12 protein-coding genes and 1 pseudogene are annotated in these 13,075 nt (G+C 36.7%); 2 read left to right on the top strand and 11 right to left on the bottom strand.

Annotation, left to right across the window (positions count from 1 at the left end; all coding sequences use genetic code 11):
• Together FTV38_RS18170 and FTV38_RS15315 are read right to left on the bottom strand one after the other, a co-directional pair.
• A pseudogene (locus FTV38_RS18170) lies at positions 1-148 on the bottom strand (type II toxin-antitoxin system RelE/ParE family toxin); the annotation flags it as partial.
• 365 nt (positions 149-513) lie between these two features.
• Positions 514-1,155 (bottom strand): TetR/AcrR family transcriptional regulator C-terminal domain-containing protein, encoded by a 642-nt coding sequence (locus FTV38_RS15315; protein ID WP_004787586.1) that lies wholly within the window; start codon positions 1,153-1,155, stop codon positions 514-516.
• 65 nt (positions 1,156-1,220) lie between these two features.
• Here FTV38_RS15315 and tet(39) point away from each other — a divergent pair, with 65 nt between their 5' ends.
• On the top strand, positions 1,221-2,408 hold the full coding sequence (tet(39), locus tag FTV38_RS15320) for a tetracycline efflux MFS transporter Tet(39) (protein WP_004856455.1): 1,188 nt from the start codon (positions 1,221-1,223) through the stop codon (positions 2,406-2,408).
• 231 nt (positions 2,409-2,639) lie between these two features.
• Here the strand turns inward: tet(39) and FTV38_RS15325 are convergent, their stop codons facing one another.
• The 3 genes from FTV38_RS15325 to FTV38_RS15335 all read right to left on the bottom strand — a co-directional run bounded on the left by FTV38_RS15325 (position 2,640) and on the right by FTV38_RS15335 (position 6,923).
• Entirely contained in the window at positions 2,640-3,191 is a 552-nt protein-coding gene (locus FTV38_RS15325; RefSeq protein WP_179996704.1) for a plasmid replication DNA-binding protein, read from the bottom strand.
• 49 nt (positions 3,192-3,240) lie between these two features.
• Positions 3,241-4,158, bottom strand: coding sequence for a replication initiation protein RepM (repM, locus tag FTV38_RS15330; RefSeq protein WP_180015784.1), 918 nt, complete (start codon positions 4,156-4,158; stop codon positions 3,241-3,243).
• A 2,576-nt stretch (positions 4,159-6,734) separates the two neighbouring features.
• Positions 6,735-6,923, bottom strand: a complete 189-nt coding sequence (locus FTV38_RS15335) for a hypothetical protein (protein WP_157799961.1) — start codon at positions 6,921-6,923, stop codon at positions 6,735-6,737.
• A 157-nt stretch (positions 6,924-7,080) separates the two neighbouring features.
• Between FTV38_RS15335 and FTV38_RS15340 the strand changes: the two genes are divergently transcribed.
• Positions 7,081-7,560 (top strand): spore coat U domain-containing protein, encoded by a 480-nt coding sequence (locus FTV38_RS15340; RefSeq protein ID WP_179991844.1) that lies wholly within the window; start codon positions 7,081-7,083, stop codon positions 7,558-7,560.
• Positions 7,561-7,574: 14 nt separating this feature from the next.
• On the opposite strand, the gene FTV38_RS15345 is transcribed toward FTV38_RS15340, so the two are convergent.
• From FTV38_RS15345 to FTV38_RS15370, 6 genes are all read right to left on the bottom strand, one after another.
• Positions 7,575-8,528: a spore coat U domain-containing protein gene (locus tag FTV38_RS15345; protein WP_180002664.1), complete on the bottom strand. Its 954-nt coding sequence runs from the start codon at positions 8,526-8,528 to the stop codon at positions 7,575-7,577.
• Positions 8,529-8,548: 20 nt separating this feature from the next.
• Positions 8,549-10,894: a fimbria/pilus outer membrane usher protein gene (locus tag FTV38_RS15350; protein ID WP_180022922.1), complete on the bottom strand. Its 2,346-nt coding sequence runs from the start codon at positions 10,892-10,894 to the stop codon at positions 8,549-8,551.
• 27 nt (positions 10,895-10,921) lie between these two features.
• Positions 10,922-11,671 (bottom strand): molecular chaperone, encoded by a 750-nt coding sequence (locus FTV38_RS15355; protein WP_180015760.1) that lies wholly within the window; start codon positions 11,669-11,671, stop codon positions 10,922-10,924.
• 43 nt (positions 11,672-11,714) lie between these two features.
• Entirely contained in the window at positions 11,715-12,194 is a 480-nt protein-coding gene (locus FTV38_RS15360; RefSeq protein ID WP_179991845.1) for a spore coat U domain-containing protein, read from the bottom strand.
• Between the two features lie 313 nt (positions 12,195-12,507).
• Complete coding sequence (locus tag FTV38_RS15365; RefSeq protein WP_000241337.1) at positions 12,508-12,798, bottom strand: addiction module antidote protein; 291 nt, start codon at positions 12,796-12,798, stop codon at positions 12,508-12,510.
• A 1-nt stretch (position 12,799) separates the two neighbouring features.
• A partial coding sequence (locus FTV38_RS15370; RefSeq protein ID WP_180022923.1) for a type II toxin-antitoxin system RelE/ParE family toxin occupies positions 12,800-13,075 on the bottom strand: 276 nt, incomplete at its 5' end.

The raw sequence follows: 13,075 nt of genomic DNA on the forward strand, positions 1-13,075 counted from the left end.
CCCAAACACCATCTTGGAGAGGTTTAATGTCTCCCCAGTTCCCACGTTGAACCTTATCTAATCGGCGATTCAAGCGAATGCGGGTCATATTGTCTTTAATGCCATCCAACCATTCATCAAATTCTGGTAGACGTTTAATTTCAATCATGAGGATTCCTTTTCTTCTCACTATATTGTATTCGATCGAATACATAATGCAAGATTTTTATCCCAAGAGTTGTCCGCAGAAATTGGGGATTATTTCTGAATTGTGACCCTTGATAAATCAGGAAAAAACGCAAAAAAGAATGTTTTTTGATCAATTCTATTGGCTAAAAGTTACAGTTTTGATTAAAAAGAAACCGACTTGTTTCCAAGTCGGTTTTTTGTGGTTTTTCAGGGGGGTGAAAAAATTTTAACTATATGAAAAACAAGGATATTTTAAAAAGCATTTCGTATAACCTCTATTATGTTAAATAATTAAGGATAAAAGCTTTATTACTAAATAGAACAGTTGCTTAAAGCAGTATAGAGTTAAGTTTGCATTTTAATATCAAGTTGTCTTTCAGCACCGATAATCACCATACGAATCCCATTTTCAAAAATGTCATCCGCATTCATATTTTGTAAGGTATTCACTCCTTGGAGCATGAGTGGATATATAGTTGGATCGGCTTCGAATGGTGGGTCTGATCTTATTTCTTCTTGCTGCTCCTCAAGGACCCACCCAACAATAAACCTTCCTAATGTCATAAGTAATGCAACTGCTTCAACAGGAGAAAACCCAGCATGAGATAACAGCGCAACTTGGGCCTCAATCGTGTTGAAATGTCCTTGACTGGGGCTAGTTCTTGCATGTAGACGAGCACCATCACGGTAAGCTAGTAGTGCTCGACGAAAGCTTACAGAATTAGCGAGCAACCAATCTTGCCATGTCATCCCATCGATGGGTAAAGAAACTAAATGGTGTTCATTTATAATGGTTTCCGCCATTGCTTCCATTAACAAGGATTTATTCTTGAAATGCCAATATAGAGTTGGAGATTTAATACCCAATCGTTGAGCTAGCTTGCGTGTGGTTATTGAATCTATGCCTTCTTCATTCAACATATCCAATGCGGTACGCAGGACTATTTCACGTGTCAGACGTTGAGGTGCAATATCTTTTTTACTCATAAATCTATCACTGATAGGGAGTGTGTGAGAGAATATTAATTCTATCATTGCTAGAGAAGGCATTTGTGAAGAAATCATTGAGCGTGATTTTAATCACTATATTTCTGGATGCTGTTGGGATTGGTTTAATTATGCCGATCTTGCCTGAATTATTACGGTCATTGGCTGGAGCTGAAGCAGGCGGTGTTCACTATGGTGCTTTATTAGCTGTGTATGCTCTGATGCAGTTCATTTTTGCACCTATCCTTGGAGCGTTGAGTGACCGATTTGGACGTCGACCTGTATTAATTATTTCAATTGCTGGTGCAACGGCTGATTATCTCCTAATGGCTGCTGCTCCTTCTCTATTGTGGCTATATATTGGTCGTATTTTTGCGGGAATTACAGGTGCCAACATGGCTGTTGCAACAGCTTATGTTTCAGATATTACTCCAGCCCATGAGCGTGCAAAAAGGTTTGGTCTCCTTGGAGCTGTCTTTGGTATTGGGTTTATAGCGGGTCCGGTAATAGGTGGAGTTTTGGGTGAATGGAACTTACATGCACCGTTCTTTGCTGCTGCTTTTATGAATGGGATTAATTTAATAATGACAGCAGTCTTATTAAAAGAATCAAAACACAGCAATAAAATGACTGAGAAGGTTCAGGAGCAATCAATATTAAAGAAATTATCCTATTTGATCACTCAACCTAATATGGCTCCATTGCTTGGTATCTTTTTAATTATCACATTGGTTTCACAAGTCCCCGCAACTTTATGGGTTATCTATGGGCAGGATCGTTATGGCTGGAGTATATTTATTGCAGGTGTTTCCCTTGCTAGTTATGGAATATGCCATTCTATTGCACAGGCTTTTGCTATCGCCCCTATGGTAAAGAGGTTTGGAGAGAAAAATACGTTGTTATGTGGAATAGCTTGCGATGCAATTGGTTTACTTCTTTTATCTATTGCTGTTGAAGAATGGGTGCCTTTTGCGTTGTTACCATTGTTTGCCCTTGGTGGAGTAGCCGTTCCTGCTTTGCAAGCAATGATGTCCAGAGGTATTAGTGATGAAAGACAAGGTGAATTACAAGGGCTATTAAGCAGTTTTAATAGTCTGGGGGCTATAATTGGTCCTGTATTAGTTACTAGCCTCTATTTTATGACTCAGGCATCAGCTCCTGGAATGGTATGGGCATTAGCTGCAATACTTTATGTAATCACCCTACCCTTATTGCTTAAGTATCGCCTGAATAAATATTCTGGAGTTCCATAAAATATTTAATTTATTGGTTTAAAAACTAATGGATTCTATAGTTTATCTAAAATTAACATAATACACGTTATACGAAATGCTTTATAATTATCCTTAGAAATCAATGATGTAGTTTCTAGTTGATAGCCCACCTTCCCCAAGGTGGGTTTTTTTTATGATTTTTCACGTTCCACGCCTACTATTTAATCAATGTTTCACGGTTTTAATAAGCCTTGGTAAACAATTCAACCTCTAGTCATCACTTAAAACAGCATGTAGCACTCGGCCCAATAAACCTCGTTTTTTAGGTTCCGGTGTTATCGTAGCAGCTTGCTGAATAGGCTTATTTTCTATTGCTGTAATTTGTTCGGGCTGTACAATTTCTTGTAAGTCTGTAGTTGTACGGATTTGTTCATTTGTACTGTAATCCTGACTGTCAGGCTGAATATTTTTAGGTGTATAGCCAAGTGCTAATGTTAGGTTGTCAATTTTATCTTTAAGTTGCTCAATCTCTTTGTACATACGCCTTTCACGTTCTTCGGCAACTGATTTATCATGTCGTAATTCTTCAATCAATTGCTTGTACAGTTCAACTGTAGTGTTGTCAGTTTCCTTACTATCAGGCTTACTGTCAGCCTGACTGTTAGGCATACCGTAAACACGTTGCATTTCACTAAAATCAATGACTTTTCGATTCTTAGAGTCAATTTCATAACTAATAGAACCATTCTTCATACGATCATAAATAGATGTACGAGCGATTCCATATTTTTTAGCTAATTCCGCAACAGTAAATTTAGGCATAGTTCTTTAATTATGGTTTTAGTCCGTCATTACATGAACTGTAATGTACTTAAACGTTAAAACCTAGATCTTTAAGATGTGGAAGAAGTTGTTTTTGTTGTACTGGATCTCTGAGCATATCTTTAATTTTAATGGCTAACTCTTCATAGCTTTCACCTTGATTTGCTAAATGAGACAGTTCATGTAGGCGAGATAATTGATTTCCAAATAAGTTAATTTGTGAGTCACTCATTTGATAAAAAGACTGTTTGAGAGAGTTAGTTTGCTTAGAAGGTCGAGCTTTAGACTTTATAGAAAATTGAATATCAGTGATAACTCGACCTTTCTTAAACTGTTGATAATCAACACTTATATCAGTATGTTTGTTAATTTCATTAATTGCTTTGTCTAAGACATTGGATTTGAAATTAGACATAGTTGAATACTCTTCAACACTAAGTCCAAGCTTTGATCTCAAGTCATTGATGCTGTATTTTTCTGTCTTAGTAACGCTTAACCACTTAATAATAAGTTCATATAAGCGAATACTATATTTACTTTTAAAGTCTGAAACTTGTTCGATATAGTATTTTGTAAATTGCTCACTCAATTTGCTTATTAAGCTAATTACTTCATGACTTAGATATAAAACAATCAAACCGTTATTATCAACATACGTTACTTTATTAACCCAATTGGCAGTCGAAAGAGCCTCTATCCCCTTATACCTATCTAGATAACTAAATTCTCTTCGTTTTAATGTCCTAGCAGCATCTTTAAGCAAGGCATAAGCATTATTACTATCGACTTTAAACTGATGAATATAGTCACTCACTGATACTTCTATCGGGGTATCAGGGGAAAGCTTTTGTGATTCTCTAGCTTCGACTATAGCTAGAAGCATTATTCTTTGTTCTATCAATGATAAATTGAATGAAGCATCAATCAGAGCATTATCTTTTACAACTAACTTATTAGTATTTGTCACAATTCTAAGCTTATTTATTAATCTACATAGGTTATATACCGGCTATTTTAAATAGTCAATAATTTAACTATTCAAATACCCCTTAAACCTATCTTTATAACCCCTTAAACCTATCTTTATAACCCCTTAAACCTATCTTTATAACCCCTTAAACCTATCTTTATAAGCTATTAAATTATTTATTTACAGTCACTTAATGAACTATAAAAGCATTTAAAAACATTAAAAATAATTAAAAGCTTAGGGAATGAAAAATTGCCCTATGTTTTCGCTACGCTCAAACTCTATTGAATCTCGCTTTCGCTCGATTCGAGGGGCAATTTTTTGCCTAATCTCGTTGTGACTTTAATAAAAAACAAAAGCAACAATGAATTCGCTTCGCTCATAAGTTTTTTTACTCGCTTCGCTCGGTCTAGAAATCACTTTTCTATAAGTGATTTCCTGTTTTTGAGATTTTGATACTAAAAAATTGTTTTTCAGAGAGTCTAGGCGCGATTTTTCGATGTTCGCTCGTAGACACTCGCTCTGATATAGCGATTTAACGCAAAAATATAGGGGGTATGCGCGATTTTTTCACTGATTACTATGAATCCTATGTCGATGAGGAAAACGTGCTTAAAACGCAAATGATGAGCTTTCAGGAAAAGGTAAGGCGGCCTCCTAAGGAGACCGCCTTGTTTTTTTGATTTTCCGTGTTCAAATTCACGAAACTAACGCGCTTAACGCTAATCATTTATTGAGTTCGCGACTAGAACGAACTCGCAGTTATCAACTTACGACATTTTCACTGTTTCCAGTGGAAGCGACTCTCATGGATCCTCCATCAAGACTAAGCTGGTCCTGACTTCTACACATCACAAAGTACACACTTCAAATTGTGTTTTAGTTCCACAATCACGATTTTATATAACATCATCCCACTAGAGCCTTGCGGCCCATCATCGCAAAAATCAGTCAGCAGCAGATCCGTCTCCGGAACAACTGGGTTATTTCAAAGCGCAAACTTCAACGTAACCAGCGCTTTTCTTAATGATTACTCATGAAATATTATTCATCCGAGCGCTACATCAGGATGTTTAACGTTTATTCACTTTCTTCCGTGCCAAACAGGCTTGCCGCATTTCATAGCTGCCGAGGTTGCCACACCTCTCCCCTGACAAACTTTGTTTTCTCAGTCCGGTTATGCACCGTATTGCCTTTCGTTCACCCACCCCTTACGTTTTTATTCGCTCGAAGTGACCTAATTAATCTGTAAATAAAACCAAATTAAATCTATTCAGCAACTCTCCCTCTCTCATTAATAAAACCTTATAGCACTCTCGCGTAGTGTTTTCGGTCCAAAAGCCTATAGTGTGGAGCCACCACATCTAATCATTGGCTTGAGAGATTCCCACTTTAGCGTTAACAGTCTTTGTCTATTTCGAAAGAAATAGACGGTCAGTACGCTTATCCGTTCCATCTGATATCAGCCATTCCTTTTTTTTGGGATAAGAGTTCCAAAAACTCCCATTATTAACCGATATTAAATTTCATTACGGGTAAAGCACTTAACCTACGCAAAGCAACATGCTTGATCCAATCTCTTGGATCTCCTTAGTGTCACTGTTACAGGCTTGAGCTATCCATAGATCTCAATAACTAATCAAATATGTCATCACGACAAATCAATTTGGTTAATCATTGAGTACCGAGCAGTCCAGATTTCTCCTCGTGCCCCTAGTACCTCGCGATACTCTCATAAGCCCACCTGTGCGCAACGCATACCACCCTGTTAAGGAATTGAAGCGGTAAACGTGTGTTCCTAACGCATCTATCATTCCATGAAGATACTCACACTCTCTGTTAAGCAGGGTTTGCCCTTGTCACCAAGGGTCCCGTTTCAGTGTCGCCCAACTATTTGATCGGCTCACAACGATTTCATACGTCACAGCCAATTAAGAGTGATTGGGTCAAAGAACAGAATCTCACTGTCCAGTGCCCTTCGCAGCCGCACCAACTAGATTTCTCACGTATGCAGCTACACGGTCTTTAGCAATGAGATGGCTGTCTCATGCACACGAACCGAAAAAAAAAGTTTAGAAAGTTTTGCTCGTTGCACGATTAACACAACAAAGCTCATTTCATATTTTGGCAAAGCCATCGTCTCAGGCTTTTTTAAACTTGGCAAATTTTCAGATGTTTTCGCGCACGCAGATCGCAGGAACTCTTATTTATATTCCTGCCATAAAACAGCTGTTTACAAGGAAATTTGCACAAAAATAATCAATAAAAATATATGTTTCAAAGGGGGGCTTTTATGGTTATGGAAAAAAATAGTATTTTGAGTAAAAAACACCCAGTTCTAAAATGAGAATGGATCATTTTTTTAACGATTTATTATCTAAAAATAAGAAGAGCACTGGATGTGCTCTTCTTGGAATTTCGCATAAGAGATTTTATGTTAAATACTTAAAACATCATGCTCTTTTATTTCTAAGAGGCTTTGTTGCAAAAATACCTAAAACTATGATTTTATTATACTTATTTTTTATTAAAATTTTCTTAAACTCCTTAAAAATAAGTATTTTGCAAAATATTTATGCAACAAAGCCTATACATAAGAGCAAACGATCTTCCAACGGTAATTTATGCGGTCGTCCTTTACCAATATGACGAGGTAACTGCTTATTTAGCTCGGCCAACATCAGGTTAAATGTAGCCCAACTAACACCGGTAAGCCTACGAAACTTAACGTCTGATAATTTTTGAATATCTTTGAATTTCATCCAAGGATTATCCTTTGAATTAAATAAGTTTGCTGATTAATTTAAGATCAAATAAATTGTACGTTTTTTGATTTATGACGGAAGTCTATTAACTATATATTATTTCTTAAAAAACTATGTAATATTTAATGGAGTTAATAGGTTGGAATTATGGTAAATGAGTCAAGTGAAAATTTTTAAATATTCTTTTGTAATTTTAGCTGTAGTCTCTGTTTCCGCATATACCATGAGTGATCGTCAATCCACACAGTTTCAAGTCAAAATGCAAGTTACAGAAATTTGTGAGATTGGAGCAGGAGGCTCTTCGGATATTGATTTTGGGACTGTGACTCGTAATGCACAGAATGTTCAAGCGACAGGGAGCTTAAATGTTCATTGTACTAATGGTACTCCCTATAATATTGCTTTAAATAGTGATGGTCGTTTGAAGCATGCCAATGATATTTCCATACAAATTCCTTATCAGCTTTATCAAGATGTTGCCATGAGCAAAGAATGGGGCAATATTGCAGACAATCGTTTGTCACAACAGGGGACAGGGGAAACACAAAATATTAAGATTTGGGGTAAGGTTCCCAATGCTAATGTTCCTGCTGGGAAATATAGTGACACAGTAACTGCGACGGTTACCTATTAATTTTAAAATAAAAATCAATAAGTTAGAGTTACTGTAATCGTGTCAGAGTATTGCCCAGTACTACTGATGGGTTGAGCTGGAACCGTTGCATATACAGGTATATTATGATTATCTACAGAGTAAAAGGTATTACCTTGCCAAGGTTGATCATCGTGTGCGTTCCTAGAAAGGTTGTATCGGATATAGTTTCCTAAAGCATTTCTCATTCTTCTTTGTGTGCCCTGCGCATTGATGCCATTATTTAAACTGACTTGCATAATAGTGCCAACGGGACAGGCTAACTGTATATTTCCTGAGCTTATTAACGGTGTCTTCAGTTGGTCAACCGCACCAAAGTTAATATCTGTTGCCGACTGAATTAAGCAACTATTTTCATAATATGAGTTAACAATTAAATTATTATTACCAGTATTCGAATTTGCAAGGGCTTCTGTATCCGTTGGTACTTCTGATCCAACCTTGTATGCAGAATAAAGTTTCAATCCAATACTATTCGTTTGATAGTATGCTGCTGGTACGTTCTGTCCAGGCAACACCTGACCATATAGTTTAAGCCGAGTACTGACATTTCCAGTTCCTGCTTCAAACTGGAAAGTTTGGCATTGTGCTTGGTTTTTACGTTCTGAATCAGGAATCTTAAATGTTCTTGCTGCATCAGAATATAATTCATAATTGAGTAATGCTCTTACAGGATTATAAATAATCATACTTCGAGGAGTACTACCTGCGGGATCAAAACTATCAGCCACTAAACATAGCTTATACGTTACAGGCTGGTTTGAATTAAAGTAACAGTCAGCAATAACATCTGTTGAAACAAGTGCTGAGCCTTGAGCATTTGATGTTCCTAAACTTAACGTTGCAGACTGCCCTAACCAACAGCTACTAGCATAAGCAGGTAAACAAAAAAGAATAGATACTAGTAAGAATAAACTTGCATAAATAAAATATTTCGTTGAATCACTCATTTTAAACAAGTCATTGCAGTTTATTGACATACCATTCGCCCCAAATCACTAAAACCTTTTAATGTTGTAAGTTCAGGCAGTATCACTCGGCACTGCTTAAGTTGATTGCCTATGTAAAGTGTATTATTTTTTAGGTTATCGATATACACAACTCCATCGTGAGCCACAATAGTTGTGGGTTGTTGTTGCTGAATCGGTTCTTCTTGCCATACAGAAGTTCCCACGTTCACATTTTGTCCCTGTAAATCTACTACTTGAAGTTGCACAGATTTCACTTGATACATCGGGAATTGTACAAAAACGCCACTCGATTGGCGTGGTACAGCATTTTGTTGCGTTTTTTCAATTTTTAGATTAATTGGCAAATCAAGCGTATCTATAGCGATACTATTATTCTGATAAGGGTTCAAATAATCGAGTAGTAGATAACCTTTTTTATTAGTTTTACCAATTAAACGATTCTCTAGTCGTACAGGCACATCAGGTATTTGATCTGTTGAAACGATAGCAAATGAACCACTGCTTAGGCGTTTAGGTAAGATAGCATCTTTCAATAGTACAACCCCGCCATTCACTGAAGCATAAATACTGGTATTACTTTGGTCTGAGGTCGTATGTTGAACGTTAAGTTGGGCCAAGCCATAACGACTTAAATAATCCAGTTGCCCCTGAAATTGTGAGTATAACTCAGTATGATTGGCCCTTGCTTGCCAACCGAAACCACCTTGGTCTTGATCCACAGAATGTAAGACGTTCAGGCTAAGTTGATTTTGATCATTACTACGTTGAGCTGTGATAGTTGCTGAATTCCGTTTCGCCCATGGAATATTAAAGGACAGGTAGTAACTATTTTCTTTATTTAGTAAGTCCCTGCTATAACTTAAATTCAGATTCATTCGTCGAGGGAAAATATAAGACCAGTTCAATAGAACATATTCGTTGCTGGACTGATCCTTATACTCTTGTTGAATATAGCTCCCTCCTAACTGACCAAACTTCGTATTTAAGCCCATGTAAAATTGATTGGATTGGGTTGCATATGAAGCATCATTTAAACTAGCGATATCACTGAACTGCCCATATTGACGTAATCCATTATAATTTAAGCTAAACAATGCTGAGTTCCAACTATAACCGAATCCAAGCAACTGTCCCGTGTTTTCAGGTGTATAACTATGGGCATAAGAGACATTGAATTGACCAGCTTGTCTCCCTAATTGGTAAACACCACCTAGCCCCACTTGCTGTAACTTTTCAGTCAACTCAGTATGGGTCTCAACAGTCAATGTATTGCTTAATCCATAACGATAACTACCACTTAATGCTAAATCATCAGCATAATCAAATGAAGATATGCCATAATTTAATTTAGGATAACCAAGGTTAAATGACCAATCATTTAGACCCCGTGCCAGTAAGTGATTTGCGCGATAGAGTGAAAAATTTTGGACTTGTTGTTGGCCATTGATGTCAGTAATGACCATTTGTGCATTGCCAGCACCTGTAATACTCGGTGTAGTTTGAATATCAAACTGCCCTGGCACTACATTCTGTGATGATTGCTTGATTCCATTAATGATAAGGTCAATCTGTGAAGGGAGTGCAACCTGCCCTTTAAAACTCATTAATGGGGTTGTAACCGTATAAGGCTGTAATGCGAAATTTTTAGCCAAACTTAGACCACTAATCCGAGTAGAGCGTGTCCACGTTAAAGCATCACTTTGCGCATCGCCCAAACGTAAACGAAGCATTTGCTCTGGGAAGTCTTTCTCCCAATACGTATCTAGAATTTGACGATCAGTAAACTGATTATCTTGATATTGATAATTACCTGAAATACTCAGTACACCATTGAATAGACCAAAATAACGAAGTTCATTCCATCCATTAAATGAAAAATGATCATCAGTTTGTTGTGCAAAAGCCGTATAGTTTAAAAGTAAGCCTTGTCTTTCTTGCTGGGGATTAACCGTTGCTACAGATTTAGCTTGATAACTATATTGGTTTTTTGCACTTAATAATTCAATAGGGACTTGTATGGTGATTTTCTGGTTTAGATTGTCATATTGATAACTTAGCCCGTTAATAGCATCTAAAGAAATATAGTTTGTTTGGTCAACCAAGACTTGAGGAGCACTACTTTGAATTGAGAGTTTGTCTAATGATGTCACATCTATATAAAGCTGTTTATCTTGTTGTAAAAAATGTCCTATTTCTGGTTGTGCTGATTGATTTAGTTCGACATCTAAATATAAATCTTGCTGCATATCTTGAATCAGTTTTGGATCGCTGACTTGTGCAAGTGTATTGGGTGCCACTGCAATGATTGCTCCTGCAAATAGCAAATCACTAATCTGTACACTCACAAAACCACTCCAAAATTGATGAATACATCAATGTGCTACTTGAAGTATTTGTTCACGTACATCCATGTTCACAACAGCAACAAACTTTCCAGTCGGTTGAATATTCAGTTGTTTAGGGATAGGCCATTGCATACTCTGACCATTTAGAACATAGCCCATCAGTCCCATTTGAATTGGTGTCTTTTTACCTTGAGAATCTACATAAGCAAACTGGCTAAAACGCTTATAACTTGTAGTTTTATTGATGACTAGTAATTGATGATCCGTATATTTAAATGTCATGCCTTTTAAAGAAGTTAAGCCTTGATCTACAGCATTTATATGTGATGTTTTAAAGAAAACTGGGATCGAATATTTCAGCAAAAGCTGCAACCCGCTTTTCTCTTCAGTTTTTGGATTAGGTAATTCATCGACGATGAGTCGATAGGCTTGTTCAGATGAAAGATTGTTATTTGCGCTACGAATCAAGCGAACTAACTGTCTTTGCCCAGCAGGTATAGTCAATACCATGGGGCTTGCTATCAGATCTTTTGTAGGTGTAATAACATCTTGATTATTATTTTGTGTCCAATAATTTACTCGGACTTGGCCCCGAATTTCGTCACTTCCTGTATTGGTTAACCAAAGCTCTTTAACTTTTTCCTGAGGGGAAAACTCTAATAAAATAGGCGCAACCTGCAAGCTTGCAGCATGCGCCTGTATCATAAAAATACTCGTTACTAGACAAACTAAACTGTACTTACGTAGTAGATTAGAGCAACGTATCGGATTTCTCATATTGATATCCTTTAAATGAAGAATATCTTTACGATAACAAATATTAATATGTTACCGTGGCTGTAACTGTATCTTTATAGTTGCCTGCACGAACATTTGTTGAGCCAACGACTTTAGCAATTACAGGGATTGCTTGTACGTTACCTGAACCATTGTTTGCATATTTATTGTCATTGTTATCCCATGGCTTATTGCTATCTTGGAATAACTCATAAGCAATACTTGATAATGCATCTTTTTCATTTGTCATCTTACCACTACCTGACAGACCTACACTGTAGGGTGTCTGATTTGTACAAGTTACATTTAGGGTTCCTGTTTTGTCACTTGCAACACTACCGCTATTTACTTTACCAAAATCAATCTCTGTTGCATTGATAGAACATGTAGAAAGAACTTCAATTTTTACATCAAAAGTTGTTTGTGCCTGCTGTGTGCTTGCTGCTGGTGTTTCAGCACTTGCTTGTCCAGCTAAAAGTAAGTTAGTAGATACTAATAATGCAGTAGTGATAAATTTTTTCATTTAAGAATTCCAAGTATTAAATCCGATAGCCCAAAAGCAATCGTCATAAATAACATTGCTTTCACCTTTTATTTTTTATAGGTATTAAAATCACGTCTATAAAAATAAGTGTGAAATTTATCACTTTTTATATTTTTTTCAAGTTTTTTTTTTAACCAGCCATTCAGCATTATTAAATGTATTCGTCATTACTCTACTTTTTATAAAATAATGAGGCATATTGAAATTAAGTTTTTTGATTCAATGGAATGGGCGTTATATAATAAAAAATGGGAGCCTTAAACTCCCATTTTTTTATTATATTTTTTAAATTTTAAGTATGTTGAACTGTCAATTTTAAACCTAAAGCATTCACAACACGGTTGATCGTATCAAAACGAGGCGTTGAATCTTGACGAAGTGCTTTGTAAAGGGCTTCTCGTCCAATACCTGCTTCTTTCGCAATTTGGGTCATACCTCTTGCTTTAGCAATTACACCAAGTGCGTGCGCTAATTCAGCAGGATCATTTTCTTCAAGAACCATATTGAGGTACATTACAATATCTTCTTCAGTTTTGAGTGACTCAGCCATATCAAAACTTGGTAAATCAGCTACTTTAACCATTTTAATCCTCCAACGTTTTTGATAATTTGACTGCACGATTGATGTCTTGTTGTTGAGTTGATTTATCTCCGCCACCAAGCATTACAATCACTACGTCACCATGTTGGATGTAATACATCCTCCATCCTGAACCGAAGAACTCTCTCATTTCCCAAACACCATCTTGGAGAGGTTTAATGTCTCCCCAGTTCCCACGTTGAACCTTATCTAATCGGCGATTCAAGCGAATGCGGGTCATATTGTCTTTAATGCCATCCAACCATTCATCAAATTCTGG

Origin of the sequence: Acinetobacter sp. YH16044 (genome assembly GCF_013417145.1) — a bacterium.
Classification (GTDB): Bacteria; Pseudomonadota; Gammaproteobacteria; order Pseudomonadales; family Moraxellaceae; genus Acinetobacter; species Acinetobacter amyesii.

Bases quoted from the DNA above. Each gene is read 5' to 3' on its own strand.
- FTV38_RS15315 (WP_004787586.1), bottom strand. From the start codon at position 1,155: ATGAGTAAAAAAGATATTGCACCTCAACGTCTGACACGTGAAATAGTC.
- FTV38_RS15325 (WP_179996704.1), bottom strand. From the start codon at position 3,191: ATGCCTAAATTTACTGTTGCGGAATTAGCTAAAAAATATGGAATCGCT.
- FTV38_RS15335 (WP_157799961.1), bottom strand. From the start codon at position 6,923: ATGAAATTCAAAGATATTCAAAAATTATCAGACGTTAAGTTTCGTAGG.
- FTV38_RS15340 (WP_179991844.1), top strand. From the start codon at position 7,081: ATGAGTCAAGTGAAAATTTTTAAATATTCTTTTGTAATTTTAGCTGTA.
- FTV38_RS15345 (WP_180002664.1), bottom strand. From the start codon at position 8,528: ATGAGTGATTCAACGAAATATTTTATTTATGCAAGTTTATTCTTACTA.
- FTV38_RS15355 (WP_180015760.1), bottom strand. From the start codon at position 11,671: ATGAGAAATCCGATACGTTGCTCTAATCTACTACGTAAGTACAGTTTA.
- FTV38_RS15360 (WP_179991845.1), bottom strand. From the start codon at position 12,194: ATGAAAAAATTTATCACTACTGCATTATTAGTATCTACTAACTTACTT.
- FTV38_RS15365 (WP_000241337.1), bottom strand. From the start codon at position 12,798: ATGGTTAAAGTAGCTGATTTACCAAGTTTTGATATGGCTGAGTCACTC.